Here is a 25,407-nt window from a genome sequence, read left to right on the forward strand (position 1 = left end):
CTCACCAATCCTGGTAAAGGGTGCCATCGATGGCGACACCTTCCCGCAATGAGCGGACATCGAACACATCCTTGCCCGGCGCAGGTGCGTCGGGTGGGCTGTCGTAGCTGCGCAGACCCCAGGTGGATGCCGCCGGCACCGCGGGGTCATCGGCCATGGGATCACGGGGCAGGCGCCGCAGGAAGTAGATGCGTTCACCATTGGGCGAAGTCACATCGGGCACGCCTTTGACCAGCGCCTCCAGGTTGGGGGGGTAGCCCGATTCATCGGCTTTCTTCTCGATGTGGCCCAGGTCCCAGGCCCGCTTGTAAGCATCGATCGCGGTGCGCAAGGTGCGAAGGGCCTGCCGAAGATCGGCTTCTTGCGCACGGCGTTTGTGCAAAGCCGCCAGCGGCATGGCCGCGCTGGCCAGGATGCCCACCATGAGCACCACCACGACCATTTCAATCAGCGTGAAGCCGCGTTGGCGATGGGGACGCATGAGCTGAGCCTCAACGGTCATTGTCGGGCAAGGCGGGCGCCGGTTCGGGCGTCGGCTGAACTGGCGCATCCGCCGCCGACGGCAGGTCGGCGCCGGGTGGCCGGATGCGCAGTTGCAGGATGCCCCCGCTGGCGAGACTCACCGTGGCATCGGCCACCACGCTGGCAGGCTTGGCCGACAAGGTGATCACACGGCTGCCTTGGGGTGGCACTTCCACCGCAACGCCATTTTCACCACCCGGTGGTCCCGCGATCCATTGCGGGTCGAACAACACCGTCGTCTGCAAAGTGGTCGTCGTCGGATTGCGCACGGTCACCTGGAAAGAGGCACCTGGCATGACTTCCTCGGGACCGGTGATCTCGGGCTGCGACCGGCTGGCCGCACCAGGGCGACCACTGCCCTGTCCCCCGCCACGCCCGCCCGCCGAACCCGGCCCTGCATTGGAACCCGCCGTGCCTTCGCTGATCAACAAGCGGGCAGCACCAGGCTGGGCCTCGGTGCCCGAAGGCATGGCCGAGCCGGCGGTATCGGGTTGCGGCAGGTTGCGGATGATGTGCGGCGTCACCAGCAGCACGATCTCGGTCTTGTTGTGCTCGTCCTTGGTGGTGCCGAACAGGCGTCCCGCGATGGGCAGGTCGTGCAGGCCCGGGATGCCCGCCGAGCTTCGGCTTTCATCGTCGTTGATCAGACCGGCCAGGATCTGGGTCTCGCCGTCCTTCAGGCGCAAGGTGGTGGTGGCCTGCCGCGTGCCCACCTGGTAAGCGGACGAGCCCGAACCCGCGGGGCCGTCGACCCGGGCAGTGACCGTGCTCACCTCCAGCGCGATCTTCATCGTGACGTCATTGTCCAGTTGCACCTGGGGTTCGATGTCGAGCTTGAGGCCCACGTCCAGGTAGGTGATGGTGGTCGATGCGCCACCACCGGTGCCGGCCACCAGGTTCGAGGTGAAGACCGGCAGCTTCTCGCCCAGCATGATCTTGGCCTTCTCACGATTGCGGGCGCGGATCTTGGGGTTGGCCAGCATGTTGGTGTTACCACTGGTGCCGCGCAAGGTGGCGACGGCCAGCGGGTTGCTGGTGCTCCACTGCAAGCCTTTGAGTGATGACAGCGTCGTGATCGAGCTGGGCAAGGCCCCGTAGCTGGCCTTGTCCACCGGCGTGATGCCGATCTCCATCAGTTTTTTGCTGGAGACCTCCATCACCTCGACCTCCATCATGACCTCGGGGTCGGGCAGGTCCACGCTTTGCACCAGACGTTCGACCAGGCGCATGACCTCGGGCGTGTCGCGCACCACCACCAGGTTGAGCCGGTCATCGACATAAATGTCGCGTGACTTGGCCACGGCGCGGATCATGGTCTGGACCTGCTTGGGATCGGCATTGACGAGGTAGAAGCTGCGGGTGACGGTGTCCAGCAGATCGCGCTGCTTCTGGGTCGAGTTGGGGAACACCAGCATGGTGTTGTCGTTGAGCAGCTTGGAGCCCAGTTGCTGCGTGCTCAAGATCACGCGCATGGCTTCGTCCACGGTGGTGTTGCGCAGGAACAGGGTGACGCGGGCATCGCCACGCACATCTTTGTCGAACACGAAGTTGACATTCGCTGCGCGTGCCAGCGACTCGAAGACGGTGCGCAGCGAGGCCTCACGGAACTCGAGCGTGATCGGCTTGCCGGCCGTGGCGAGCTGCAAGGTGCTGGCCCGGCGGGTCTGGTCGGCGCGCATTTCCTCGATGCGCGTCAGCATGCCCCGGGCGGTGGTGTTGCCCAAGTCCTCGCTCAGGATGGTCCGCAAGGTGACTTCGGCGCGCTCGTAGGTCTTGGCGTCCATGGCCTGTTGGGCGTCGAGCATCAGGCGCTGGTGCCGTTTGAGGCGCTCCACTTCGCCGCGCAGCCACTGGGTGCGGGGGTGGTCCGGCGCGGCCACTTCCATGCGCCGCAAGACCGACTCGATCTGGTCCATCCGGCCCGCCGCGCGTGCCGCATCGGCCTGGTAGACCAGGTAGGCCACGGTGGTGTCGGTCTGTTTGAGCACGGCCGAACGCAGAAGGCGGTCGTCCTTTTGAAGCTTCAAGGCTTCCTGCAGGCGTGCGAGTGCCGCTTCATGCTGGCCGGCCTGGCTCAGGTCCTGGGCGTCGCGCAAGGCGGGGTTGGCGCAGGCCGCGAGGAAGCCGGTGGCCAGGCTCAAGACCAGCCACGCCAAGCGCCGAACCAATGGGATGGGGTACTTCATGGTGATTTCATGGCAATCGTTTGGCGTTGCTGCAAAGGCAGGTAGGTCAGGCTCATCTGTCGTTCCTGGATCTGGTCGATGCGCCATTGCCCATCAATGACATCGCCCACCGCGACGACCCAGGTGGCATCGCCGCCGGTCAGCACCGCGCGTTGAGCCTCGTCATCGAAGCGCCCGACCCAGGCGTGGGGAAAGGGTGGTGCCATGGGCGGCGGTGGCGGCTCGGCCGTGACCACGGGGGCAGGCGGTGGTGGCGGCGGGCGCTGCGAGGCCCAGGGGTTCGCTTGGTCCGACGGCCAGGGGGCCAACGCCGGGCGGGATTGCCACTGCGCCACGCTTTGCACCAACAACTGCGCCTGGCTGGCGTCGGGTTTCACGGCGGCTGCCGGTGACTTTCCCTTGCCGGCACTGGCGCGTTGGCCGGGGGCAGGCACCCGGGAAGGCGCATCCGCGCGACGCGTGGGTTCCACCGCCGCATCGTCCTCTTGCAGGGCCACCCAGGCCGTCAAAGCCAGCGCCAGGATCAGGCCCATCAGCATCGGAGCGCGCATCAGCGGGCACCTCCACCGTTGCGCCACCACAAGGACACGCTGATGCGCGCCTTGACCGCATCGCCCATGACATCGGTGCGCTGGAGATCGACCGCGTCCAGGCTCAAGGCTGGCTCGCTCAGCAACAGGGCCAACCACGCGCGGACATCGGCATAGCGCCCTTCCACCGGCATGGTCAGGCGCTGCCGCCAGAGACCTGGCGGCCCCTCGGGCCCGCCCTTGAACTGCACCGCGCTCAGGCTCAGCCCCTGGTCACGGGCCGACGACAGCACCTGTGACTGCAGCGCCGTGCGCTGGGATGAGTCCGGCAACTGCGACCACAGGGATTGCCAGGCCGCATCGGGCGTGAGCACGCGCTCCGCCGCCCTTTTGGCGCCGGTGGCATCGGCGGCCAGCAGTTCATGGCGCAACTGGCGCGCCCGTGAGGCCTGCGCCTCGGCTTCCGCCTGCTGTCGCGGCAGCCACACCGCCTGACCCCAGCCGGCACCGGCCAACACCAGCAGCCCCACCAGACCCGGCAGGCCCAGGCGCTTGAGCAGGTGAAGCATCATGGCCCTGCTCCTGCTGCCCAGCTCGCCTCGGCCCGCAAGGCGTAGTGCCCCTGCACAGTGTCGAAGGGCGTGGCCAGGGCATCACGGCCCACCAGTTGCGCGCCTTCGCCATGAGCCGCCACCCACCGCAGGGCCGCGGCGTCATCGGGCAAGGCCGCCTGCAAACGGGCGGGCGGCAGCGCATCAAGCTTGCCCCCCCCAAGGCTGTTGATGTCCAGGCTGAACCCCATCAACACGGCGCGCTCTTGCTGGGCCGCTTGTTCCAGGCGCCCGATCACCGCTGGCCAGGGATACGCCAGCAGCTGGGACACGCGCGCGGCCTGTTTCAAGGCAGCAGGGGTCAGCGCGGGATCGGTCGCGTGGGGCGACGAAGCCGCGCGGGGTGCGGCCAGGGCCAACGCCTTCTGATGCTGGGCACGCTCCAGTCGGCGCAAGGTGGTCTGCACGTCGTCCTGGGCGGTGGCCAAGGTCTGCGCCTGTTCCGCCACGGCCATGCTGGCGGCCAGTGCGCCCACCAGCAAGGCCCAGGACCCCATCGCCACGCGAACCCGCGGCCCGACGAAGTCAAGGGCCTCGGCCCAATGGGCCTTCCAGCGTGGTGTTTCAGGGCGGGTCCATTCGACGAGCACGCTGTCTGCAGGAACACCGGCCTCGATCCGCACGCCCCCCTCGCTGTCCAACGTGGCCTCCGATGGCTCCTGACCCTCCTCATGGGCCTGCGTCCAGGCCTGAACCAAGGTGCGCTGCCCACGCTCGCCAATCTCCGCCTTGAACGATGTGCTCATCCCGGGCTCGAAAGCCTGCAGGGTCTGCGTGGACGCGTCTGGCGGCGCCTGCCAACAGGCCTGCACAGCCCAGGCCCACCACGGGCCGACCCATTCCAGCTTCACCGCATGCAAGCGCGCCGCTTGCATCAGTCCCTCGACCAAGGCACGGGGCGCGATGCAACTCAGGTCGGGTGCGACCACCGACCTCAGCACCCAGGACTGGTCGATGGTCGCCTCGCTCAACTCCATGTAATGCGCCCACTGCGCCAGCGCCTGTGCTGGCGCGCCCGCGCACGGGATCACCCAATGGCTCGACAAGGCCAGCTCGCATCGGCTGCCGGCGTTCTGCGCGCACCATTGCGCCCACTCGGCCAAGGCCGCCTCGTGCCCAGCCTGGGCCGTCGGTGGCCTCAAGAACAGCGTGTGCGAACGCCAGCGCTTCATCGGGTTCATCATTCGGCCAGGGTCACGCGGTTCAGTTCATCCAGGGTGGACTCGCCGCGCAGCACGCAGGCCAAAGCGGACTCGCGCAACAACCTGGTGCCGCTCGACCGCGCGTGCGCCTTGATCTTGATCAGCGAGGCGCGGGTCACGATCAGGTCGCGCAAGGTGTCGTCCATCAACAGGATCTCGGAGATGGCCTTGCGCCCCCGGTAGCCCGTGCCCCGGCAGTGTGGACAACCGACCGCCTGGTGAAAGTTGCCATGGGTGTCCAAGGGCAGCATCGCCGCTTTCAGGTCGCTGGCTTGCGGCAGCCAAGGCCGAGCGCAGTGCTGGCAAAGCTTGCGCATCAGGCGCTGCGCCACCACACCATTCAGGGCCGACACCACGTTGTAGAGGTCCAGCCCCATGTGCATGAAGCGGCCCACCACGTCGAACACATTGTTGGCGTGGATGGTGGACAACACCAGGTGACCGGTCAGCGCGGCTTGCGAGGCGATCTGCGCAGTCTCGGCATCGCGGATCTCACCGACCATGACGCGGTCCGGGTCGTGGCGCAGGATGGAGCGCAGGCCACGCGCGAAGGTCAGGCCCTTCTTTTCGTTGACCGGGATCTGCACCACGCCGCCCAGCTGGTATTCCACCGGGTCTTCGATGGTGATGATCTTGTCGCGGCCATCGTTGATCTCTTGCACCACCGCATAGAGCGTGGTGGTCTTGCCGCTGCCGGTGGGGCCAGTCACCAGCAGCATGCCGTAGGGCTTGCCCGCCAGGCGGCGCACCACGGCGCTGTCATCCGCGTCGAAGCCCAGGCCTTCCAGACTCAAGGCCTCGGCTTCGGTCGACAGGCGCGAGCGGTCCAGGATGCGCAGCACGGCGTCTTCGCCAAAGCTGGACGGCATGATGGAGACGCGGAAGTCGACATCGCGCACGCCACTGTCCACACTTTGCTGCACGCGCAGCTTGAAGCGGCCGTCTTGCGGCAGGCGGCGCTCGCCGATGTCCAGCTCGGCCATCACCTTCAGGCGCGACACGAGTTGCTCGGCCACCTCGCGCGAGACGACATCGCCCACCTTCACCATCACGCCGTCCAGGCGGTGGCGGATGACCATGCCAGTGGCCGTCGATTCCAGGTGCAGGTCGCTGGCCTGGGCCTTGAGCGCGTCGAACAAGGTGGCGTCCAGCATCTTGACCACCGGGCTGCTCTGGCGGCTGATGGTGTCGACCGACAAGGCGTGCGTGGCATCCAGCTTCTCGGAGGCGTCGCCCTCGGCGCTGGCCAGGGCCAGGGTGCCCCGCGCGTCGAAGTCTTGCTCGCCCTGGGCCAGCAGGCCGGCCAGCATGTCTTCGGACACACCGCGCCAGCGGATGGCCTGCGCCACGCGACGGCCCACGGCTTCGCGCAGCATCACGTCGTCGGGCGTGGTGGTCAGGGCCCAGAGCACCTGGCGCTGGTCAAGCGCCACCACCACCCGCAGGCGCATGGCCTGGGCCAGCGGCCAGCGCTGCCATTCGGGCGTGAAAACCTCATGCGCCGCCGATGGCTTCAGGAGCGCGCTCATTGGATCTGCTCCGCCACCTGGAAGATGGGCAGGTACATCAACACAACGATGCCCCCGATCAACACGCCCATGATCAGCATCAACACCGGGCTGACCACGCGGCCGATCCAGTCGGTGAAGCGCGCCAACTCTTCGTCGTAGAAGGTGGCCGCGCGGTCCAGCATGGGGCCGAGTTCGCCCGTGTGCTCGCCCACGCGCATCATGCGCAGCGACACGGGCGTGGTCAGCTCGAACTGCTGCAGGCTTTCCGACAGGCGTGCACCTTCGCGCACCCTTTGCGTGGCCTGGGCCAATGCTGGCCGCAACGAGGCGGCCACGAGTTCATGCGAAGCTTCCAACGCGGCCACCACGGCCACACCGGCTTGCAGCAACAGGCCCAGGGTGCGGTACAAGGCGGCCAGCTCGACCAGGCGCAGACGCTCCCCCACGTAGGGCAGGCGCCAAAGGTAGTTCGCCACCGCCGCGCGGACCACGGGCGATCGCCATGCCGCCATGAACGCAGCCACGAGGGCGCCCAAGCCCATCATCACGAGCCAGGGGTGGTCGCCCACGGCCTTGCCGGTGCGGAGCAAAGCGCCCGACAGCCAGGGCAGGTCGCCGCCCATGCCTTCGTAGATCTCGGCAAAGCGTGGCACCACGAACACGGTCAGGAAGGTGATCACCAGGAAGCTTGCGCCGATGAGGATGGCCGGGTAGATGGCCGCGCTGACCAGCTGGTTGCGCAGGCCGCTGATCCAGGCCAGGTAGGTGGCGTGCTGGCGCAGGGCCTGCGGGGTTTGCCCGGTGCGCTGGCTGGCTTCGATGGAGGCGATGAGCAAGGAACTGAAGGCCAGGGGCATGGTGCGCATGGCCTGCGCCAGGGTCTTGCCCTGCGTCAGCGCATCGATCAACAGGGCCAGCACTTTGGCGACGTCGGGCGAGGCTTCCTTTTCACGCAAGGTGACCAGGGATTCGACCAGCGGGATGCCGGCGTCCAGCAGCACCGCCATCTCTTGGCAGAACAACTGGCGCGGGAAGTCCTTGCCCACGGGCGCCTGGGCGGCCGTGTTGAACCAGGGGAATTTCATCAGCGTGTCGCGCTTCATGGTGATGCTCGCAGGGCCAGTGGCATCACCAGTTGGTGACGTCCTGGTCCTCTCCTTCACCGCCTTCGCGCCCGTCCTTGCCCAGCGAGAAGACATCGTAGTCGCCATGCTCGCCGGGGGCACGGTATTGGTACTCGCGGCCCCAGGGGTCTTTGGGTGGCGCCTTGCGCAAGTAGGGCCCCCACCAGCGGGATTCGTCACCGGGCTTGACCCACAGGGCGTTCAGGCCCTGCTCGGTGGCGGGGTAGTGGCCGGTGTCCAGGCGGTACTGGTCCAGCGCCTTGCCCAAGGCGTCGATCTGCGCCATGGCCGTCTTGACCTCGGACTTGCCGATCTGCGCGAAGAACTTGGGACCCACGTAGCCGGCCAGCAGGCCGATGATGACCAGCACGACCAGCAGTTCGAGCAGGGTGAAGCCGCGTGAGGGACGGTGGCTTGTCAGGGCAGTGGCGGGATCAGCGAACACCTCCGGGCGAGGTGTCAGGCACTTGGTCATCGGGGCTTCCTTTAAGCCCCGAGGCAAGGGATACAGGGCTTGAAATGATCCTATTGGACTACGCTGACAACTTGATGACAGCCATGGATCGCACCGGCCGACCGCGGCGATTCAGCCTTGGTCCGTTCGAGCCACGCGCGCTGAACGAGGCGCGTCATCGCCTGACACAAGCGCCCGCAACACTGCCACTTGTCGTCAACCACCCAGAGATCCATTCCATGTCAGTTGCTGCCTCCTCGCGCCGTGCCGTGCACTTGCTGAGCGCCATCGCGCTCGCCACCTCCACCTTCATGGCGCAGGCCTCCACCAGCGGCGTGGTCATCAGCCAGGTCTACGGCGGCGGTGGCAACAACGGGGCCACCTACACGCACGACTTCATCGAGCTGTTCAATGCGGGCTCGGCGCCCGTCAGCCTCAATGGCTGGTCGGTGCAATACGCATCTTCTGGCGGCACCTCCTGGCAGAAAACGGCCCTGGGCAATGTGACCCTGCAGCCCGGCCAGTACTACCTGGTGCAGGAAGCCCAGGGGACAGGTGGCACCACGCCCCTGCCCGCACCCGACGTCACCACCGCCAGCCCCAGTTGGATCGCCATGAGCGGCACGGCCGGCAAGGTGGCCCTGGTCAGCAATAACACCGTCCTGAGCAGCAGCGCCACGCCCACCAGCGCGGGCGTCGTGGACTACGTGGGCTTCGGCACCGCCGCCAGCGCCTTCGAAGGCGCCGGCCCCACCGCTACACTGACAAACACCACCGCGGCCATCCGCGTCAACGCCGGCTGCACCGACACCAACAGCAACAGCGCCGACTTCACCACGGGCGCGGCCACGCCCCGCAACACGGCCACGACCTTGAACGTCTGCACCGGCAACGGTGGTGGCAACAATGGCGGCGGCAGCAATGGCAGCACCGTCAAGGTCTACGACATCCAGGGCACGGGCCACACCAGCCCCCTGGTCAACACCGACGTGGTCACCACCGGCGTGGTCACCAAGGTCGTCAACAACGGCTTCTACCTGCAAGACCCGGTCGGCGACAACAACCCGCTGACCTCGGACGGCATCTTCGTGTTCACCAGCACGGCACCCACCGTCACCGCGGGCCAATCGGTGCAAGTCAGCGGCAAGGTGGTCGAGTTCAACGTGGGCGCCGCCGGCAACGCCGAGACGCTGGCCCGCACCATCACCGAGATCACCACCCCCACCGTCACCCCGCTGGGCACCACCGCCAGCATCAATCCCACGGTCATCACCCTGCCCGTGGCCAGCGACAATGAACTGGAACGCCTGGAAGGCATGCTGGTCACCATCAACACCCAGCTCACCGCCTCGCAGAACTACTTCCAGGGCCGCTATGGCCAGGTCACGCTGTCGGCCAACGGCCGCCTCGAAGTGCCAACCAACCGCGTCCGCCCCGGCGCCGGTGCCCAGGCCCTGTTCCAGCAGAACGCGCTCAGCAGCATCCTGCTGGACGATGGCACCTCGGTACAGAACCCCGACCCCACGCCCTACTTCGCGGCCGACAACACGCTGCGCGCGGGCGACACCGTCGATGCCATCATCGGCGTGATCGACTATGGCCTGGCCACGGCCAGCAACACCGGCATCGCCGACTACAAGATCCACCCGACGCAGCCCGTTACCTTCACCCGCATCAATGCACGTCCCGCCACGCCTGAGGCTGTCGGCGGCAACGTCAAGGTGGCCAGCGCCAACGTGCTGAACTTCTTCACCACCTTCCTGGATGGCAACACGGCCGCAGGCCAGAGCGGACAAGGGTGCACCCTCGGGGGCGCGGTCTCGGCCTCCAACTGCCGCGGCGCCAACAACCTGGCCGAGTTCAACCGCCAGCGCGTCAAGATCGTCGAGGCCATCGCCGGCACGGGCGGCGATGTGGTCGGTCTGATGGAGATTCAGAACAACGTGCCCAACCCCGGTGGCTCGGGCGTCAACCCCGACACCGCGGTCCAGAACCTGGTCACCGCGCTCAACGCCAAGCTGGGCGCCGGCACCTACGCCGCCGTGCCCGCTCCCGCGGCCGGCACGGGCACGGATGCCATCCGCGTGGCCTTGATCTACAAGCCCGCGAAGCTGAGCCTGTCGGGCACCGCGTTGTCCGACACCAACGCCATCAACAACCGCCCCACGCTGGCCCAGACCTTCGCCGCCCCCAATGGCGAGAAGTTCTCGGTCGTGGTCAACCACCTCAAGTCCAAGGGCAGCTGCCCCAGCAGCGCGGCCGATCCCGATGCCGACCAAGGCGACCTGCAAGGCTGCTGGAACGACACGCGCGTGCAGCAAGCCACCCGCCTGCGCAGCTTCGTGACCACCGTGCAGACCGCCAGCGGCAGCGACGACGTCATCCTGATCGGCGACTTCAACGCCTACGCCCAGGAAGACCCGATCGAAGAGCTGACCAGCCACGGCTACGTGGACCAGATCGGCCGCTTCAACACCTTCGGCTACTCCTACGTGTTCGACGGCGCCGCTGGCCGCCTGGACCACGCCATCACCACGCCCTCGCTGTCCACCAAGGTGACCCGCGCCATCGAATGGCACATCAACGCGGACGAGCCCTCGGTGATCGACTACAACACCGAGTTCAAGCAACCTGCCTGCGCCGCCTGCGGCCCCGACTACTACAGCCCCACGGCCTACCGCAGCTCCGACCACGACCCCGTCATCGTGGGCCTGAACCTGCTCAAGCCGGTCAACGGCACGCCGGGCCGCGACACCCTCACCGGCACCGCGGGCGATGACCTGATCAACGGCGGCGAAGGCAGCGACACCATCACCACCGGCGCCGGTCGCGACGTGCTGGTCTACACCAGCCTGCGCGATGGTCTGGACACCGTCACCGACTTCACGCCGGGCAGCGACCGCATCGACCTGAGCAGCCTGCTGGCCTCGCTGGGCATCTCGCCCACGCAAGCCATCAGCGGCGGCTTCGTGCGCATCGTCGACAGCAGCACTGGTGCGCAGGTGCAGATCGACACCGATGGCAGCGCCGGCACCACCACCCCCAAGGCACTGGTCGTGCTGCGCGGCGTGAGCGCCAGCCAGCTGCAAGCCGCCCGCGACCTGGCCCTGTGATTCACCGAAGTACCCAAGGAAACCCATTCATGCACATGCACGCACTCCCCACACGCATCGCCCGCACCGCCGTCCTGGTGGCCGGCTTGATGGCCGGATCTTTGGCCCACGCCAACATCGCCAACGGCAACTTCTCGGCCGGCCTCTCCGGCTGGCAGACCTTCGGCGACGCGGCCGCGCTGAGCAGCAGCCCCGCCAGCCTGGCCCTGCCCATCGGCAACAGCACCCTGGTGCTGGGCACCGCCTCACTGGGTTCTGACGACTACCCGCAGGCCAGTGGCCACTACAACGTGTCCGGCCAAGACGTGGGCGCCATCGGCACGTCCGGCGGCCTGGAAGACTTCGTGGGCGCGGCCATCGGCTCGCTGCACCCCGACCCCATCAACTTCACCAGCATCCTGTGGGAAGGCTCGGCGGCCCGCCAGAGCTTCACCGTGCAGGCCGGCGACACGCTGAGCTTCACCTGGAACCTGCTGAGCACCGACCGGGATTTCGCCGACCGCGCCTTCGTGGTCATCGACGCCCACACGGCCAATGGCCTGCAGGTGCTGGCCCTGGGCGATGCGGCGCAGGCCACCAACGCGGTCAGCGGCAACGGCCAGTTGCTGCAGACCGGATCGCAGATCTTCAGCCACACCTTCACCACCGCCGGCACGGTGACCCTGTCGCTGGCCGTGGCCGACCTCGATGCGCCTGACCAGACCTCGCTGCTGACGGTGAACGACGTGGCGCTGACGGCGGCCGTGCCCGAGCCCAGCACTGCGGTCTTCGCCCTGCTGGGCCTGGCCGCTGGCGGCCTGTTCATGCGCCGCCGCCAAGGCTGATCGCGGGCGGCACTGCCTCACCGCCATTGACACAGAGGCCTGCCAGGGTTCGCCCCTCGGCAGGCCTTCGTTTTGCCCGCATGGAAATTGCATGACATGCAGGCCTCATGAACCCAATGCACTGGAGTAGTGAACATGAATCAACAGGTCCATTCACACACGGATGTGGTCTACCGCCGCACCACCAAGGGGCAGGCCGCGGCCATGCCCAGCACCATGCCGCGCATGGACGACGAGCACCGACGTTTGTTGCTGCTGGTCAATGGCTTCACCAGCCTGGACGTGCTGGCCCAGGTTGGTCAGTTCATGGAGGGGCCCGACCGGGTGGCGCTGGACTTGAAGTCCTCCGGGCTGATCGAAGAGGCCTCCAGCCACCAGCCGGAAACCTTCATGCGTTCACCTTGGCGCACCGCCGACGCGCAATGAGGGCGCAAGCATGAGCCGAACGGCTCATGCTTCAAGCTGGCTGTAACCAACCGTCAAAGATCACTCAGATGAGTATGACCATTTAATCAAGGTAAACCCCTCATTCGCGGGGGTGCGAATGGGCGCATGCTGGGTCTCCAACCAAACCAAGCAACAGGAGGCTCACCATGCTGACACTTGCCCTGATGTCCCTCGTCATGACCACCGTCCTCGTCCACCTCGCTGTTCGCGGCGCGCACAGCACCACCGAGTTGTCGATGCAGCGCCACGATGTCTGATCGACCCTGGCGCCAGCTTCTGGTGCCGCAGACAAAAAAGGCCGCTGACAGCGGCCTTTTTCATTGGCTTGCCAAGGTCTTCACTTCCTGCCCGGTCACCGGATCATATTGTTTGATGCGGTTGATCGTCTGCGCATGCAAATTGGGCCGGCCCATGAAATGGTCCTGCAGCCGCTGAACAACCTGTTCCGCCATCCACCAGGCCATGCGCTCCATGCCCAGGATGGCGTCCGCCGTCGCGGGCGAGAACTGGTTTTGCCAAATGATGCGCAACTGGTTAGATCCGACCGGCTGGTTCCAGTAAGGTGACTCGGACGCCAGGGATCCCACCAAGGGTGCGTCTCCCAAAAATATCCACCCACCCGCCTTGGCCTCCCCCTTGACCATGGGCACCCTGAAAGCCAGAGGGGCCTGCACCAGATCCGACAATGGCGGGAAATCTTCGATGCGATCAAACTTGCGGTCAAAGAATGCGAAGTCTCCACCTTCGGCCACCTGCGCGGCCCCGAAGCCAAGCTCGCCCAAGGGCACAGCCAAGACCGTGCCAGTTTTCAGTTGCCGAGGGAAGGGACGTTTTCGCATGATCACCATTGTCATGGAAGGACCTCAGGTACAGGCTCTGGTACATCAAGCTGCCGTCTGCATCTGGCGCGCGATGCGCCGACCTTCGTGGTCGTAGTTGGCGGCCCAGATGCCCGACAGGCGGCCCCGCCGTCGTACAAATAGTTGGTCTCGCCGCCTTCGCTGTAGCACATGCGCTCAGACCGGGATGGACGCCATCCCCCGTGAGCATCCATGCCCAAACGGAAGACAGAGACGAACAAAGGGCCGCTGACAGCGGCCCTTTGTTCGAACGGGGAATGAGTATCTGGTGTGAATGGTACTCAGCTACTTGCAGCAACACACTTTTTAAAACTCATAAACCCATTGAGGATAAGCATCGTGCTCAGCGTAGTACATCAACAAGGCTCGACGCTCCTCAATCGTAGGCTTATGTGCTCCGAACACTTCCAATACTTCGCTTGCAGCGCTCGCTTCGATAAAGTAGTCAAAGCCCATGTTCTTCATTGCTACCGGAACACGGAGGCTTGCATCCAATTGACCTATCTCAGCATCAGCATCGAGCGCCCACGGTTTGCGAGCAAATATAACGTCATCATCAGTTAGCTGATCTATCCGATCCAAGGCGTCTTGAAGTTTCATATCCACTCCTTAATAGTCAGCACCCCAGAGCTTGAAGCCACCAACTCCATCAGGATGCAATAACGACTGGAAGGATCCGGCTTGATGCTGGGCTCTGGGAACCAATTGCATGACACCTGGTTGATCTGCAACATGATGCCAAGTCCAATTGGCCGGGCTTCTATCCATTCGTCCTACGCTAACTCCCAGATCCTCCATGGTTTTCGCAAAAGACGCATCCGACTTCATGGTGGCAAGGAGTGAAGCATTAGCGTCGGCAAAATGTGATGCTCTGGTGCCTGCCCCGGCTTTCGCAATGGTGGTCTCGAATCCCACCGAATAACCGGCTGCGCCCTTTGCTGAACCAAGCAGCTTGAACTCTCCACCACCTATCAACGAGGCGCCAATATTCGTTGCCGTGGCTAAACCGCTGGCCAACTGCCCGTTGGCAGTGCTGCCATTATATCCGCTGGCATAAGGCGCCACCTGGTTAGCCAGCCAGTTGTTCGTCCACAGGCCTGCAGTAGAGCCAGGCTTATTGTTCTCGACAAAGTTATAGGCCAACTTCCGACCGAATTGGTCAAGCGCACCTAAAGGGTCGAGGTTCGATGCAAATGTCTTGGTGCCGGACACTGTGGTGTCGTAGTAATTGCTGATCGTGCTACCAACACCACTCAAGGTGTTCGAAATGCTCTTGGCATACAGGCCACTTGGATCCGTGAAGTTCACTGGGTTGTTGTCAACGTAGGCATAGGCATTGATCCCGCCCTCTAGCCCAATCGGGTCACGCCCCAGGAAGCGCCCCAGCGTCGGGTCGTAGTACCGCGCTCTGTAGTACATGTAGCCCGTGCTCAGGTCCGGCTCGCGGCCCGAGTAGCCGTAGGTCGGCATCGTGCCGCCCGTGCCGATCACCCGGCCCCAGGGGTCGAAGCGTCGGTAGGCCTGCAGATTGCCCGCCACATCGGTCAGCAATGAAGGACTGCCCAGACCATCGGCGTGGTAGTACCGGTTGCCCGCACTGCTCTGGTGGATCAGTGGGTCATCTTCGCCAGGGCCTTGCGTGTAGGCCGCCACTGGCGTCAGCCACTGGAGGGCGTATTCCTTGTGGATGTCCTGCCCGTTGTAGAGGTACAGGCTCTGGTACAGCGAGCTGCCCGTCTGCATCTGCCGTGCGATGCGGCGGCCTTCGTGGTCGTAGTTGTAGATCTCGTTGTAAGACGTGGTGGTGGTCGTGCCGCCCACCACGCTGCTGACCTGGCTGATCACCTGGCGCAGGTCGTTGTTGGCGTCCCAGCCCAGTGCCTGCACGGTGTTGCCGGCCGTCTTGCTGGTCAAGTTGCCCGCCGCGTCATACCCCAGGGTGGCCTGCGTCGACTGCTTCACGCCCGCCAGGTTGTACAGGTCGATCTGGTTGAGCTGCTGCGCGCCGACGTTGGTGGGCACCCCGTTGACCTTGTCGTACACGTAGTCCAGGTAGTTGCCGTCCTTGTCGGTCTGGCGCGTGCGGTTGTTCAGGATGTCGTAGCGGTACTGACCGATCAGCGTCGTCGTCGTGGCGCCGCTCACGGTCTGGCTGTACTGCGCCTTGATCAGGCGGTTCAGCTCGTCGTACTCGTAGCCGTACTTCAGCTCGGTGCCGGCCAGGTTCTCGGCGTGCTCCTTGCGGTTGCCCCAGGCGTCGTACACATAGCTGTGCTTGGCCTTCTCGGCACCAGCCACCAGGTGGCGGATGCTGGCCAGGCTGCCGTCGTCGTTGTAGACGTACTCGGCCTTCACACCATTGGGCGACCACTTCTCGCTCAGACGTCCGCCCTTGTCGTAGGCAAAGGTCAGGTAGTCGTAGTTGGCGGCCCAGATGCCGGACAGGCGACCCAAGGCGTCGTACAGGTAGTTGGTCTCGCCGCCTTCGCTGTCGCGCATGGCGTTGAGCTGGCCGGCCGGGCTGTACTCGTAGTAAAGCGTCTTGTTGCCGCGGCTGTCGTTCACGCTTTCAAGGCGGCGTTGGCCGTCATAGGTGAAGTTCTGCGTGTACGCGGGGTTGGTGTTGACCACCTTGGTGGGCAGGCCCAGCACATCGCGCGTGAAGGTCACCGTGCCCACTTCGTTGCTGCGCGTTTTGAGCGTGCCGTCCGTGTTCCAGGTTTGCGTGGTGATCTTGGCACGCGGGTCGGTCACGGTCAGGACATCGCCCGCCATGCTGTAGGTGTACACCCATGCACGGCCCGCGCCGTCCTTGTCCTGGAGCTTGCGGCCGAAGTCGTCATAGGTGTAGCTGGCCTGCAGGGTGACGTTGTCGTTGGCCGCATTGGTGCCGGTGGCATCGGTGCGGCCGGCGTGCACCTGGGTCAGGCGTCCCAGGTTGTCGTAGGTGTACTTGGTGACGCGCCGGATGTTGCCGTTGGCCGGGTCATTGACCACAGGGCCCACCACGCGCACCGGGCGGTTGAGTTCATCGTAGGTGCTCAGGGTTTCGCGCTCGGCGCTTCCATCGGCCGGGATCACCTTGGTGCTCTTGACGTTGCCCACCTCGTCATAGTCGTATTCGACCGCACGCGCGTTGGCAAAGCCAGAGGCCTTGGGCTGGGTGAGCCGCTTGAGGCGGAAATCGCGGCTGGCGTCCCAATAGCTGTAGTTGACGCTCAGGCCATTGGGGTCGATCACCGTCAGGGGTCGGCCATCGATGTCCAGCGTCTTGCTGACAGCATTGCCTTCCTTGTCCCGCGCGCTCACCACGCGGTTCATTTCGTCGTAGGTGTAACGCAGGGTCCGGCCGTCAGGATCGGTCTGGGCAATGAGGTTGCCCGAGGCGTCGTACTCGAAGGCCGCGGTCAGGCCATTGGCCATGACGCGCACCTTGCGGTCGGCATCGTCGTACTCATGGGCCGTGACCTGCAGTTGGCGGACCACGCCCGCCACCGTGGCTTCGAGCTTCTCCAGCTTCACGTTGCCGTTGGCATCGTACTCAACCCGCGAGGTCACGTTGGCGGCATTGGTCACCGACTTCACGCGGCCTTGGTCATCGTAAGCGTAGTTCACGGTCGACCAGCGGCCATCCACGCCCGTCTTGGTCTGGCCCACGGCGTCCGGCACCAGGGTGGCGGTGTCGAACTCGTCGGCGGCGATGGTGCCATCGCCATTCTTGTCGCCGCGGCGGGTGACCTTGTTGCGGTAGGTGTTGGTGGCCTCGTAGCCATACTCGACCGTGGGACCGACCTTGGTGGCCATGTCCCGCACCTTCTTGCTGGTCAGCAGGTTGCCATAGCTGTCGTAGGTGTTGACGGTCCACGCGGCGATCTGGGCCACGGCGTCGGTGGCGGAAGGTGCGTAGGTGGTCGGGTCAATGCTGGCGCCGAAACCGCTCTTGAGCTGGATGGTCTCCAGCACGTTGCCCTTGGCGTCGTACTTCAGCAGCGTGTACAGCCCCCGCACATCCTTGATGCGGCCTGGCTGCGAGAAGCTGTTGTAGTGGCTGCGCTCTTCGATGCGGCCCGAGGCGTAAGTGGTGGTCAACAGGTTGCCGGTCGTGGCATCGTAGGTGTACTTCACACGTGCGCCACGCGGATCCACGGATTCCGTGAGGTTGAAGCGCTGCGGCGAATCTTCACCGCCATAGGTGAATTCGCGGCCCGCCAGGTTCTCTTCCACTGTCTTGAGCGGCATGCCGTTCTTGTCGAAGAAAAAGCGGCGCTCGAAGCCGCGTTCATTGACCTGCACCGTCTCACGGCGGAAGTCGTTGTACGAGAAGGACATCGACTCGCCCTTGGAGTTGGTGTGGCTCAGCACCCGGCCATTCGGGTAATAGACGAACTCCATGTAGTTGCCACGCGCCAGGGTGTAGCGCTTCATGGCATGGTCCAGGTTGGGACCATCGGCGGTGGCGTAGTAGCTGTAGCTCACTGTGGGCGTGTCTGACGCCACGGTCAAGCCTGGCTTCCAGACCTTGACGAGGTTGCCACTGCCATCGTAGGCAAAGCTGTGCTTGCGCGAAAGCGGATCGGTCACGTCCTTGATGCGCGTGGACGCGCCGTCGTAGCCGAAGGTCAGGGTGCGGCTGCCATCGGTCACCGTGCTCAGGCGTTTGCTGCCGTCGTAGTTCAGCGTGATGGTGTTGCCATTGCGGTCCTTGATGCTGGCCAGGTTGGCACGCTGGTCCTTGGTCCCTGCCACCGCCTCGAAGGTGTACGACACACCGCCCTTGTCGGTCAGGGTGTAGGTGTTGTCGGCATTCTTCTTGAAGCTGAAGTAGTAGCCATCGGGTGTCTTGAAGGTGGCCGTGGTGGCCAGGCCGGCGGCGCTGGCGCCCGCCGTGACGGCGATGTACTTCTCGCTGCCAGTGCCTTCGGTCCAAGTCACCGACGAGGTGAGGCCGTCCGTGTCGGCTGCCTCCGTGCTGCCGTTGACGTTGTCGTCGCGGAAGGTGATGAACTGGTTGAAGCTGTGCGTCCAGCCGAAGCCCAGCGGGCCGTCCACACCCTTGCGGCTGTTGTAGGCGCGCTGGAACACCAAACGCTGCCCACCCCGAACGGTCAGGTCCACATCGGTCTCGTTGTGGTACATGTTGCCGGTCACCATGTTCACGGGGTCACCCGAATATGTGTTGCCCAGCGAGCTACCGTAGTTGATGTAAGAGTTGACGACCGGTGGTGGCGTGTAGGTCTGGACGACGCTGTTGAACGACACCGGCGCGATGGGCGGGGTGTAGTAGTTGTAGCCCGTCTGCAAGTATTGGTTGTAGTTGTAGGAGATGGGGTTGGACAGCGAGTAGCCGCCGCTGTAGCCGCCAGAGATGGCGTACAGGCCCGATCCCTTGGTGGCGTTCTCCGAGATGTAGACGGTGCCCACCCAGTTCTCGTAGGTGATCTTGGCCTTGGGGATGTAGAGGGTGGCCCCGGCATCGATCTCGGCCTTCAAGGGCACCTTCTCGGCGGCGGTGTAGGCCAGCTGCGCGCTGTCCGTCGCCCAGTTGGCGCTCGTGAGCTTGAGCACGGTGTTGCCGTTCTCGTTGGCGAACTGCAAGCCGCGGATGGTGGACACGGCGTCCACCTTGGCGTTCTCCTGCCAGATGTAGGACTCCATCGCGGACATGCTGCGGCCGCCCAGGAAGAACAGCTCCGTGTTGGACACCCCGGTGCTCAGGTTGCGGAAGTCACTGAGCCCACCCGGCACGTCCACCAGGAAGCCCTTGCGGGTGATCGCGAAAGGCTGGTCGAACACATAGGAGATCTTCGACTTGGCCGTGGTCACGCCCAGGTGCGGTCCCTCCCATCCGAAGTGGCCTGAGTTCTGGCTGATTTTCGCAACGGTGTCCGACAGGTAGCGCCCGTACTTCTGCGCCACCACGTTGAGGAACTCACCCTCGATCTCTTCGACGTTGCCGTTGGGCGCCGAGGCCGAAGCCTTGATCGCGGCCTGGAGCTTGGCGATGCGCTTTTGCAGGAAGGCGTCCGACGCGTGGAAGCCTGACGCCAGCAGCGCATAGATGTTGGGGGCTTCGATGTTGGAGAAAAATGCCTTGTTGACGCAGCCTTCGCTCGTCGTCACGGAGTTGACCGTGCACGACAGCGCGGGCAAGGACACGAACAGGTCCATCTTCACGTTCTTGGCGCAGAAATCAACGGGACTGCTCACCGCGCCGGCCGCTTGCTCCACGCCATCCGCTTTGATGGTCGGCACCACGCGCGTCATGTCCGCCGCGGTGCAACTGGGCTCTGGCGAGTCCATGGTGCCGGCGTTGCGCCATGCATCAATGCGGGCCTGGTGGGTGGCGTCGATGCCCTTGAAGGACACCGTCATCCGCTTGAAGATGGCCTCGACCATGGGCAGCGATTTCTCGGCCAGGATCGCGGTGCCCGCCTGGTTCTTGACCACCACCTTGAGCACATTGCGCTGGGCGTCCGGCAAGACGGCCACATCGCCTGCACCACCCACGAAGGTCACGAACTGGTTGACCTTGTAGGGCAGCGAAGCCGGCAGGACGTCGAAGTTCCCGGCGCGCACCGCGCCCCGGTAGGGCACATCGGCCAGGCCCGCACCGGGGTTGGAGGCCCGGATCGCGGCCTCGACATCCTTGAGGTACTTCTCGTGCGGCAGGCTGTCGGGGCCATTGGTCCGCTTGGCCAGGTAGGCGTTCAAGTCGAAGTTGACGTTGTGCTGGATGCCTGGCTGGTGGACCTTGTCCTTGTAGCTGGCGTCCAGCGGCAACCAGCGGTGCCCACGGTTCGTGAGCTTGACGCCTCGGTAGCTCGCGTAGGGCAGGCAGGCCTGCACCCACACGTGCAAGGTTCTGACGCCAATGGCCTGCCCGCCCGCGTTCTTGAGCACCTCTTGCTGCAAGCCAGCCTGGTTGGCACTTTTCACCGCCGCATAGTCCTTCACCGACAGCCACCGGTTGATCTGGCCATCGGCGCCCATGGGTTGCGGGTCCACCACATCGATCTGCCCGAACACGTAGCGGGCCGGGACATTGGAAGCCCGCAGCAGGGCGACCAACAAGGACGCGTGGTCGTAGTCATTGCCAGCCTGGCTCAGGTAGGTGCCATAGGCCCCCTTCATCGAGCCGAAGTAGTTGGACTGGTACTTGATGTTCTTGTTGACGTACTCGAAGATCTTGACGGGGCTGTAGTCCAGGCTCTTGGCCAGGTCGGCCAGTTCCGGGTACTTGCTGCTGTTGACCTCTTCCTGTGCCTTGCCCAGGTCGGTGGTCGCGTTGTATGAACAGGAGTTCGCTTCCGCGGGCGTCGGCAGCAGGACGGCTGAGCCCCCCGCGGCCGCCAGCGCCAAAACGGGGTAACCGTCCTGGTTGTACTGGGCATAGGCGGGTGGCCGATCGGGCTGCCCCAGTGGCGTGGTCAGGAAGGTCTCCGTCCCACGGGACAGGGTGGGCGTGGCCGGCGCCAGCAAGGGTTCCGCCACACCTTCGCCATTCGTGCCCTGGTAGCGCTTCACCAGGGCCTGGGCCTGGGCCGCGGCCTGGATCAGTTCGGCCGACTTCTCGGCCTTGGCCCCCGCTGACAGCAGGCGGCTCAACTGGTCCAATTCACGCAGGGCGCGTCCGCCCTTGGCCTGGTCCTGGAAGCCTTGCTGAACCACCGTCCTCACCGATCCCAACAGGGTCTGCTGGCTTTGCAGGTCCGTCCTGGCAGTTTGCAGATAGGCCCGCAACTGCACCGCGCTCAAGGTGTCCTTGGGCGGCCCGGCATAGCGCTCAAGCACCGCGCTCATCTGCCAGAGCAACTGGCTGACCTGGTCGGCCAGCACGGCCTTGGGCGACATGGGCGCGTTGACGACCCGTTCGATCACATCGGCCGGGATGGGCGCGACGTCTCGGTGGGCCGCCAGGGCCTGCACGCCAGTCATCTGCACAACGGCCGCGGCCAAAGCGCTGCCGACGAACCTGGCAAGGTATCGCTGTTGCATGGAGATCCCCTGATGTATCGGTTATTTATGGAATGAATGGGGTCACGGCTGGACGATGGTCACGGCGCGGTCCACCGCGCTCACGTCCAGCGTCTTCTGCGTGCCATCGGGCCACTTCACGACGACCGAAGCCGCCATGGCGTTGCCCAGGCCGAAGTGCAGCGCACCGCTCCCTGCGTGCTGCGCCAGCACCTGCCGGGTCTGCGTCTGTCCGGCCGCGGTGACCTGAACCTGCGCGCCCAGGGCACCGCGGTTGCCGGCCTTGCCCTTCACGACCACGTCGATCGCATGGTGCACATTGCCTTCGTTCAGCAGGCGGTAGCCCGTGTTGGCCGAGTTGGGCCAGAACAGGTCGGCCTTGCCGTCATCGTTCAGGTCGACATACACCGGCGAGTCATGCGCCGCGACCGCGGTCGGGAAACCCGTTTCAGCCACTGCCTTGACGAAGCTGCCGTCCAGTTGCTGCCTGAAGATGGCGTTTTCCAACTGGGTGGCGGACACATCCCTTGCCGACACCACGATGTCGGGCCGACCGTCGTCATCGACGTCGGCCACCAAGCCACCGCGGTTGACGGCATCCGGCAGGTTGCTGACGGCGGACAGGACCGCATCGGTGCGGATCACGAACTTGGGCTGCAGGCTGGCATTGAGGCCACCATGGTTGAGGATGGTGACCCGGCTGCCCGCGTAAGCTTCGGTGGCACCGGTGCCCTGCGTGGCGGTTTCGAACAGGACCAGATCCAGGTTGCCATCGCCATCCACATCGGCCGGCACGATGCGGTTGATGCGCTTGCTGGCCAAGGCCGGCAAGCTGGTTTCATTGGCCACCGCCGTGAACGTGCTGTTGCCGTTGTTGCGGAAGAACTTGATGCCCGTGGTCGCGTCCAGCGACACCAAGTCGATGGTCTGCGAGGCATCCCCGTCAACATTGAAGCCCACGGGCGCCTTGACCGCGCCCAGGCCGGAGCTGGCGCTTTTGTCCTCATAGGTCAGGAGGGTGCTGTTGTAGACGTAGAGCTTGGCCGCGGCGCTGCCATTGCTGACCACGAAGTCGGGCACGCCATCCTTGTTTGCATCCAGGACGACCACGTCACCTTCGGGGGCCACATCCAGCTTCAGGGCCACGGTCACATCGGTGAACAGCAGGACACCGCCCGCGGGCGTGTCGTTGCGCAACAGCACGACCGGCCTGAATGGCAAGGTCGACTTGTCGGCGGCATCGGTGCTGCTCGTGACGACCTTGTTGAGGTTCAGCACCAGGTCTTTCTTGCCGTCGTTGTTGAAATCGACCACCTGGATGCTCTTCAGGTCACCCGTGAACTTGACGCTCGTCAGCAGCTGGTTCACGTAGGCCAGGGAACCTCCAAAGTTCTGGAAGGCGGTGATCTGCCCCCAATCGGGACCGGCATACGGCGTGCAGGGTGAGCAGTTGAGCCGATTGAAGGCTTCGTTGGCGCCGCTGAAGTAAGCCACGACATCCTGGCGGCCATCGTTGTTGAAGTCATCGACCACGGCCTGCCAGCCGGCCTTCAGCTTGTTCAAACCCGCATCCGAGGCGAACAGGGTCGGCAGATCGTAAGGGTCGGCATCGGCACGGAACAAGGTCGGCTCAACGTCAACGCGAAGCTGCACGGCCTTCTCAAGGCCCGCCGCGGTCTTGTAGGTGAAGCGATGGTAGAAACTTCCGACATCCGTGGGCGAGCCACTCAGTTGCAGCGTCAAAGGAGAGCCCGTCGCTGCCAGGCTCACACCAGGCGGCAGAGCACCGGACGTCGTGGTGCAGCAAGTGGTGGCATCGGTCACCGGCAGCTTGAAGAGCAGCGCCTTGCCACGCAAGCCTGAATAGGCGTAGACCACGGCATTTTGATTGGCCGGGGTGTCGATCCCCGTGTTGGGCGAAGCCAATTGCTTGCCATCGGCCTTGGTGGCATCGGTGCCCAGGTAGGCTTCGATCGAATCGGGCGTGCCATCGCCATCCGTGTCCACCACAGGCGTGGACGACGTGCCGACCAGTTGCAGCGCCAGGGCGGTCGAGAGCGCATCGCCCCAGTCCCCGTTCGCACTTTGGCTGCGCTTGAGGTAATCCAAGGCCGCCTGGACGGGCGCGTCGGCGCGGGCACCATTGGCCATGAGCGCCGAGCCGGCCAGGGCGGTGTCCAGCGGTGTGTACAGGCCATCCACCCCAGTGAAGGCACCTTGCCCGCTGCCAGCCGTTCCCTGCCTGGCCTTCAGGTAGGCCACCGACTCGGCCAAGGCCGTGGGCGACAGGTTCAATGTCTTCAGCGCCAGGGCGCTGAGCGCCGTGGGCAGCACCGGCTCGCCTTTGGCCTCGCCCGGCGACGAGCCCATGGCGTCCAGACGGTGCAGCCAGTAGCGCTGCCCGGTGGCCGGTGCCGTGCTGGAGGTTTCGAACTGCGTGGCCAGGGCCGCGGTGTCAGTGACCGCCACGCCCGCCGTCTGCAGGGCCAGCATGGCCAAGGGCGTGTCAGGGATGCTCGATCGGTACCCGGGATAGGCGCCCCAGCCTTTGTCGTCGGCATTGCGCCGATCCTGAAGTGCCTTGGCCAGGCGCAGGGCCGTCGCATCGGCCCCGGCTTTCTTGAGCGCGATCACCTGTCGGGCCAAGGCATCGGTGCTGCCGGCCTCGGCGTTCTGCAACCACGACACCGCGGCGGCGAACTGAGGCAGCTTGGTGTGCGAGGAAGCGACCAGTGCCTCGATGACGGCAGATGTGGCCTGGACATCCAAGCCCTCACCGCCGGCTGACCACCGTCCATCGGCTTGCTGTGTCTTGACGAGCCAGGCCACCGCCTTGTCCCGAACCACGTCCAGTTCCGCCTGGGTGGCCGCATGAGCCCACGCTGGAGCAATGGACACCAGCAAACACAGTGTGAGCTTGCGCATGACATTCCCTGAAAATTGAATTTATGCCGCCCAATCTAAGGGCCCGGTAAGTCACGCGTGCGACAAGCCCATGATCCGAACAGCGGCGCGGACAACCGTCTTGGTCCTGTCATCCCGCCATGCTCGAATGCGCCATCAAATGCAAAAGGGAGAGCGAGAATGAAGCTGAAATTCTGGGGATGGGTGGTCCTGCTGGCCGCCTCCCTGCCAACGCAGGCAGCGACCAAGGAAGCCCGCCAGGATGTGCTGCGGTCCTGCGCCCAGCAATCACGCGACCAGTCCTTCACCGGGGATGACCATGCCACCTTCATGCGAAGCTGCCTGAAAGCCCCCGATGACGCCAAGCCACCCGCCTTCGCCAGCAGCGGGCCGCAGAAGCTGCCCCCCGGCCAGGTCATCCAACCGGTGATGGTGCAACCCGCCAAGACCGACAGGAAGCCCAGGTAGCCCAAGACCACGGGCGGGGTGTCATAGTGGCGCACCATGAGCGCCACCACCCACCTGATCTACCTGCACGGCTTCCGATCATCGCCACGCTCCACCAAGGCGCAGCAGATGACGTCCGCCGTCCAGGAGCTGCGCCAGCAAGGCCACGCGCTGAGCTGGGCCTGCCCCCAGCTGCCCCCTTCGCCCGCCCAGGCCTGGGCCGACATCCAGCAGATCGTGGCCGACTGGCCGCGCGACACCATGGCGGTCATGGGCTCGTCCCTCGGTGGCTTCTATGCCACGGTGCTGGCGGAACGGCTCGGCTGCCGCGCCGTGCTGGTCAATCCCGCCGTGGCCCCGGCCCGCGACCTGGCCCGCCACATCGGTGAACTCAGCCACTTCCACGACCCGGACGCCAAGTTCTTCTTCCGACCCGAATTCATCGACGAATTCAAGGCCATCGAGCCTTACCCGATCAGCGGCCCCGAGCGCTATTTGCCCATCATCGCCAAGGGCGACGAGGTGCTGGATTGGCGCGAAATGGTGGCTCATTACCCTGGCACGCCCATGCGGCTGTTGGACGGCGGCGACCACGCCCTGACCGATTTCGCCCCCCATTTGCCCGCCGTTTTGCGTTTTCTGGGCCTGGGCCAGCAGCCGTAGGACAATACGCGCTGCCTTTTCTTCCCAGCTCCTTC

17 protein-coding genes are annotated in these 25,407 nt (G+C 65.0%); 5 read left to right on the forward strand and 12 right to left on the reverse strand.

Annotated features, from left to right (window positions below):
• Window position 1: 1 nt before the first annotated feature.
• From ACREB4_RS01480 to gspG, 8 genes are read right to left on the reverse strand one after another with little or no spacing between them, the layout of a single operon-like run.
• Window positions 2-481, reverse strand: coding sequence for a type II secretion system protein (locus tag ACREB4_RS01480; RefSeq protein WP_431586415.1), 480 nt, complete (start codon window positions 479-481; stop codon window positions 2-4).
• A gap of 10 nt (window positions 482-491) precedes the next feature.
• Window positions 492-2,708, reverse strand: coding sequence for a secretin N-terminal domain-containing protein (locus ACREB4_RS01485; protein WP_431586416.1), 2,217 nt, complete (start codon window positions 2,706-2,708; stop codon window positions 492-494).
• Window positions 2,705-3,259: a hypothetical protein gene (locus tag ACREB4_RS01490; RefSeq protein WP_431586417.1), complete on the reverse strand. Its 555-nt coding sequence runs from the start codon at window positions 3,257-3,259 to the stop codon at window positions 2,705-2,707. Before ACREB4_RS01490 ends, ACREB4_RS01485 begins: the two co-directional genes overlap by 4 nt.
• On the reverse strand, window positions 3,259-3,810 hold the full coding sequence (locus tag ACREB4_RS01495; RefSeq protein WP_431586418.1) for a hypothetical protein: 552 nt from the start codon (window positions 3,808-3,810) through the stop codon (window positions 3,259-3,261). Before ACREB4_RS01495 ends, ACREB4_RS01490 begins: the two co-directional genes overlap by 1 nt.
• Window positions 3,807-5,021: a hypothetical protein gene (locus tag ACREB4_RS01500; RefSeq protein ID WP_431586419.1), complete on the reverse strand. Its 1,215-nt coding sequence runs from the start codon at window positions 5,019-5,021 to the stop codon at window positions 3,807-3,809. Before ACREB4_RS01500 ends, ACREB4_RS01495 begins: the two co-directional genes overlap by 4 nt.
• An 8-nt stretch (window positions 5,022-5,029) precedes the next feature.
• On the reverse strand, window positions 5,030-6,580 hold the full coding sequence (locus ACREB4_RS01505; protein ID WP_431586420.1) for a GspE/PulE family protein: 1,551 nt from the start codon (window positions 6,578-6,580) through the stop codon (window positions 5,030-5,032).
• Window positions 6,577-7,665: a type II secretion system F family protein gene (locus ACREB4_RS01510; RefSeq protein ID WP_431586421.1), complete on the reverse strand. Its 1,089-nt coding sequence runs from the start codon at window positions 7,663-7,665 to the stop codon at window positions 6,577-6,579. The genes ACREB4_RS01505 and ACREB4_RS01510 overlap by 4 nt, the downstream gene beginning before the upstream one ends.
• A 25-nt stretch (window positions 7,666-7,690) precedes the next feature.
• Window positions 7,691-8,161, reverse strand: coding sequence for a type II secretion system major pseudopilin GspG (gspG, locus tag ACREB4_RS01515; RefSeq protein WP_431586422.1), 471 nt, complete (start codon window positions 8,159-8,161; stop codon window positions 7,691-7,693).
• 218 nt (window positions 8,162-8,379) lie between these two features.
• Between gspG and ACREB4_RS01520 the strand changes: the two genes are divergently transcribed.
• The 3 genes from ACREB4_RS01520 (at window position 8,380) to ACREB4_RS01530 (ending at window position 12,503) form a co-directional block, all read left to right on the forward strand.
• A complete protein-coding gene (locus tag ACREB4_RS01520; protein ID WP_431586423.1) occupies window positions 8,380-11,253 on the forward strand; it encodes an ExeM/NucH family extracellular endonuclease in 2,874 nt (957 codons plus the stop codon).
• A 35-nt stretch (window positions 11,254-11,288) separates the two neighbouring features.
• Window positions 11,289-12,077: a PEP-CTERM sorting domain-containing protein gene (locus ACREB4_RS01525; protein WP_431586424.1), complete on the forward strand. Its 789-nt coding sequence runs from the start codon at window positions 11,289-11,291 to the stop codon at window positions 12,075-12,077.
• Window positions 12,078-12,212: 135 nt separating this feature from the next.
• A complete protein-coding gene (locus ACREB4_RS01530; RefSeq protein ID WP_431586425.1) occupies window positions 12,213-12,503 on the forward strand; it encodes a hypothetical protein in 291 nt (96 codons plus the stop codon).
• 338 nt (window positions 12,504-12,841) lie between these two features.
• Here the strand turns inward: ACREB4_RS01530 and ACREB4_RS01535 are convergent, their stop codons facing one another.
• From ACREB4_RS01535 to ACREB4_RS01550, 4 genes are all read right to left on the reverse strand, one after another.
• Window positions 12,842-13,378 carry a hypothetical protein gene (locus ACREB4_RS01535; RefSeq protein ID WP_431586426.1) on the reverse strand — a complete coding sequence of 179 codons (537 nt, stop codon included), beginning with the start codon at window positions 13,376-13,378 and terminating at the stop codon, window positions 12,842-12,844.
• Between the two features lie 312 nt (window positions 13,379-13,690).
• Window positions 13,691-13,984, reverse strand: a complete 294-nt coding sequence (locus ACREB4_RS01540; protein ID WP_431586427.1) for a hypothetical protein — start codon at window positions 13,982-13,984, stop codon at window positions 13,691-13,693.
• 9 nt (window positions 13,985-13,993) lie between these two features.
• Complete coding sequence (locus ACREB4_RS01545; RefSeq protein WP_431586428.1) at window positions 13,994-21,379, reverse strand: RHS repeat-associated core domain-containing protein; 7,386 nt, start codon at window positions 21,377-21,379, stop codon at window positions 13,994-13,996.
• Window positions 21,380-21,421: 42 nt separating this feature from the next.
• Window positions 21,422-24,283, reverse strand: a complete 2,862-nt coding sequence (locus ACREB4_RS01550; protein WP_431586429.1) for an FG-GAP-like repeat-containing protein — start codon at window positions 24,281-24,283, stop codon at window positions 21,422-21,424.
• A gap of 159 nt (window positions 24,284-24,442) precedes the next feature.
• On the opposite strand from ACREB4_RS01550, the gene ACREB4_RS01555 reads away from it, so the two are divergent.
• Both ACREB4_RS01555 and ACREB4_RS01560 read left to right on the forward strand, forming a co-directional pair.
• Window positions 24,443-24,730 (forward strand): PsiF family protein, encoded by a 288-nt coding sequence (locus ACREB4_RS01555; protein WP_431586430.1) that lies wholly within the window; start codon window positions 24,443-24,445, stop codon window positions 24,728-24,730.
• Between the two features lie 36 nt (window positions 24,731-24,766).
• Window positions 24,767-25,372: a YqiA/YcfP family alpha/beta fold hydrolase gene (locus ACREB4_RS01560; protein ID WP_431586431.1), complete on the forward strand. Its 606-nt coding sequence runs from the start codon at window positions 24,767-24,769 to the stop codon at window positions 25,370-25,372.
• The last annotated feature ends 35 nt before the right edge of the window (window positions 25,373-25,407 follow it).

This window comes from Aquabacterium sp. (assembly GCF_050725395.1).
GTDB lineage: Bacteria > Pseudomonadota > Gammaproteobacteria > Burkholderiales > Burkholderiaceae_C > Aquabacterium.

Bases quoted from the DNA above. Each gene is read 5' to 3' on its own strand.
- ACREB4_RS01480 (WP_431586415.1), bottom strand. From the start codon at position 481: ATGCGTCCCCATCGCCAACGCGGCTTCACGCTGATTGAAATGGTCGTG.
- ACREB4_RS01485 (WP_431586416.1), bottom strand. From the start codon at position 2,708: ATGAAGTACCCCATCCCATTGGTTCGGCGCTTGGCGTGGCTGGTCTTG.
- ACREB4_RS01490 (WP_431586417.1), bottom strand. From the start codon at position 3,259: ATGCGCGCTCCGATGCTGATGGGCCTGATCCTGGCGCTGGCTTTGACG.
- ACREB4_RS01495 (WP_431586418.1), bottom strand. From the start codon at position 3,810: ATGATGCTTCACCTGCTCAAGCGCCTGGGCCTGCCGGGTCTGGTGGGG.
- ACREB4_RS01500 (WP_431586419.1), bottom strand. From the start codon at position 5,021: ATGAAGCGCTGGCGTTCGCACACGCTGTTCTTGAGGCCACCGACGGCC.
- ACREB4_RS01505 (WP_431586420.1), bottom strand. From the start codon at position 6,580: ATGAGCGCGCTCCTGAAGCCATCGGCGGCGCATGAGGTTTTCACGCCC.
- ACREB4_RS01510 (WP_431586421.1), bottom strand. From the start codon at position 7,665: ATGAAGCGCGACACGCTGATGAAATTCCCCTGGTTCAACACGGCCGCC.
- gspG (WP_431586422.1), bottom strand. From the start codon at position 8,161: ATGACCAAGTGCCTGACACCTCGCCCGGAGGTGTTCGCTGATCCCGCC.
- ACREB4_RS01520 (WP_431586423.1), top strand. From the start codon at position 8,380: ATGTCAGTTGCTGCCTCCTCGCGCCGTGCCGTGCACTTGCTGAGCGCC.
- ACREB4_RS01525 (WP_431586424.1), top strand. From the start codon at position 11,289: ATGCACGCACTCCCCACACGCATCGCCCGCACCGCCGTCCTGGTGGCC.
- ACREB4_RS01530 (WP_431586425.1), top strand. From the start codon at position 12,213: ATGAATCAACAGGTCCATTCACACACGGATGTGGTCTACCGCCGCACC.
- ACREB4_RS01535 (WP_431586426.1), bottom strand. From the start codon at position 13,378: ATGACAATGGTGATCATGCGAAAACGTCCCTTCCCTCGGCAACTGAAA.
- ACREB4_RS01540 (WP_431586427.1), bottom strand. From the start codon at position 13,984: ATGAAACTTCAAGACGCCTTGGATCGGATAGATCAGCTAACTGATGAT.
- ACREB4_RS01545 (WP_431586428.1), bottom strand. From the start codon at position 21,379: ATGCAACAGCGATACCTTGCCAGGTTCGTCGGCAGCGCTTTGGCCGCG.
- ACREB4_RS01550 (WP_431586429.1), bottom strand. From the start codon at position 24,283: ATGCGCAAGCTCACACTGTGTTTGCTGGTGTCCATTGCTCCAGCGTGG.
- ACREB4_RS01555 (WP_431586430.1), top strand. From the start codon at position 24,443: ATGAAGCTGAAATTCTGGGGATGGGTGGTCCTGCTGGCCGCCTCCCTG.
- ACREB4_RS01560 (WP_431586431.1), top strand. From the start codon at position 24,767: ATGAGCGCCACCACCCACCTGATCTACCTGCACGGCTTCCGATCATCG.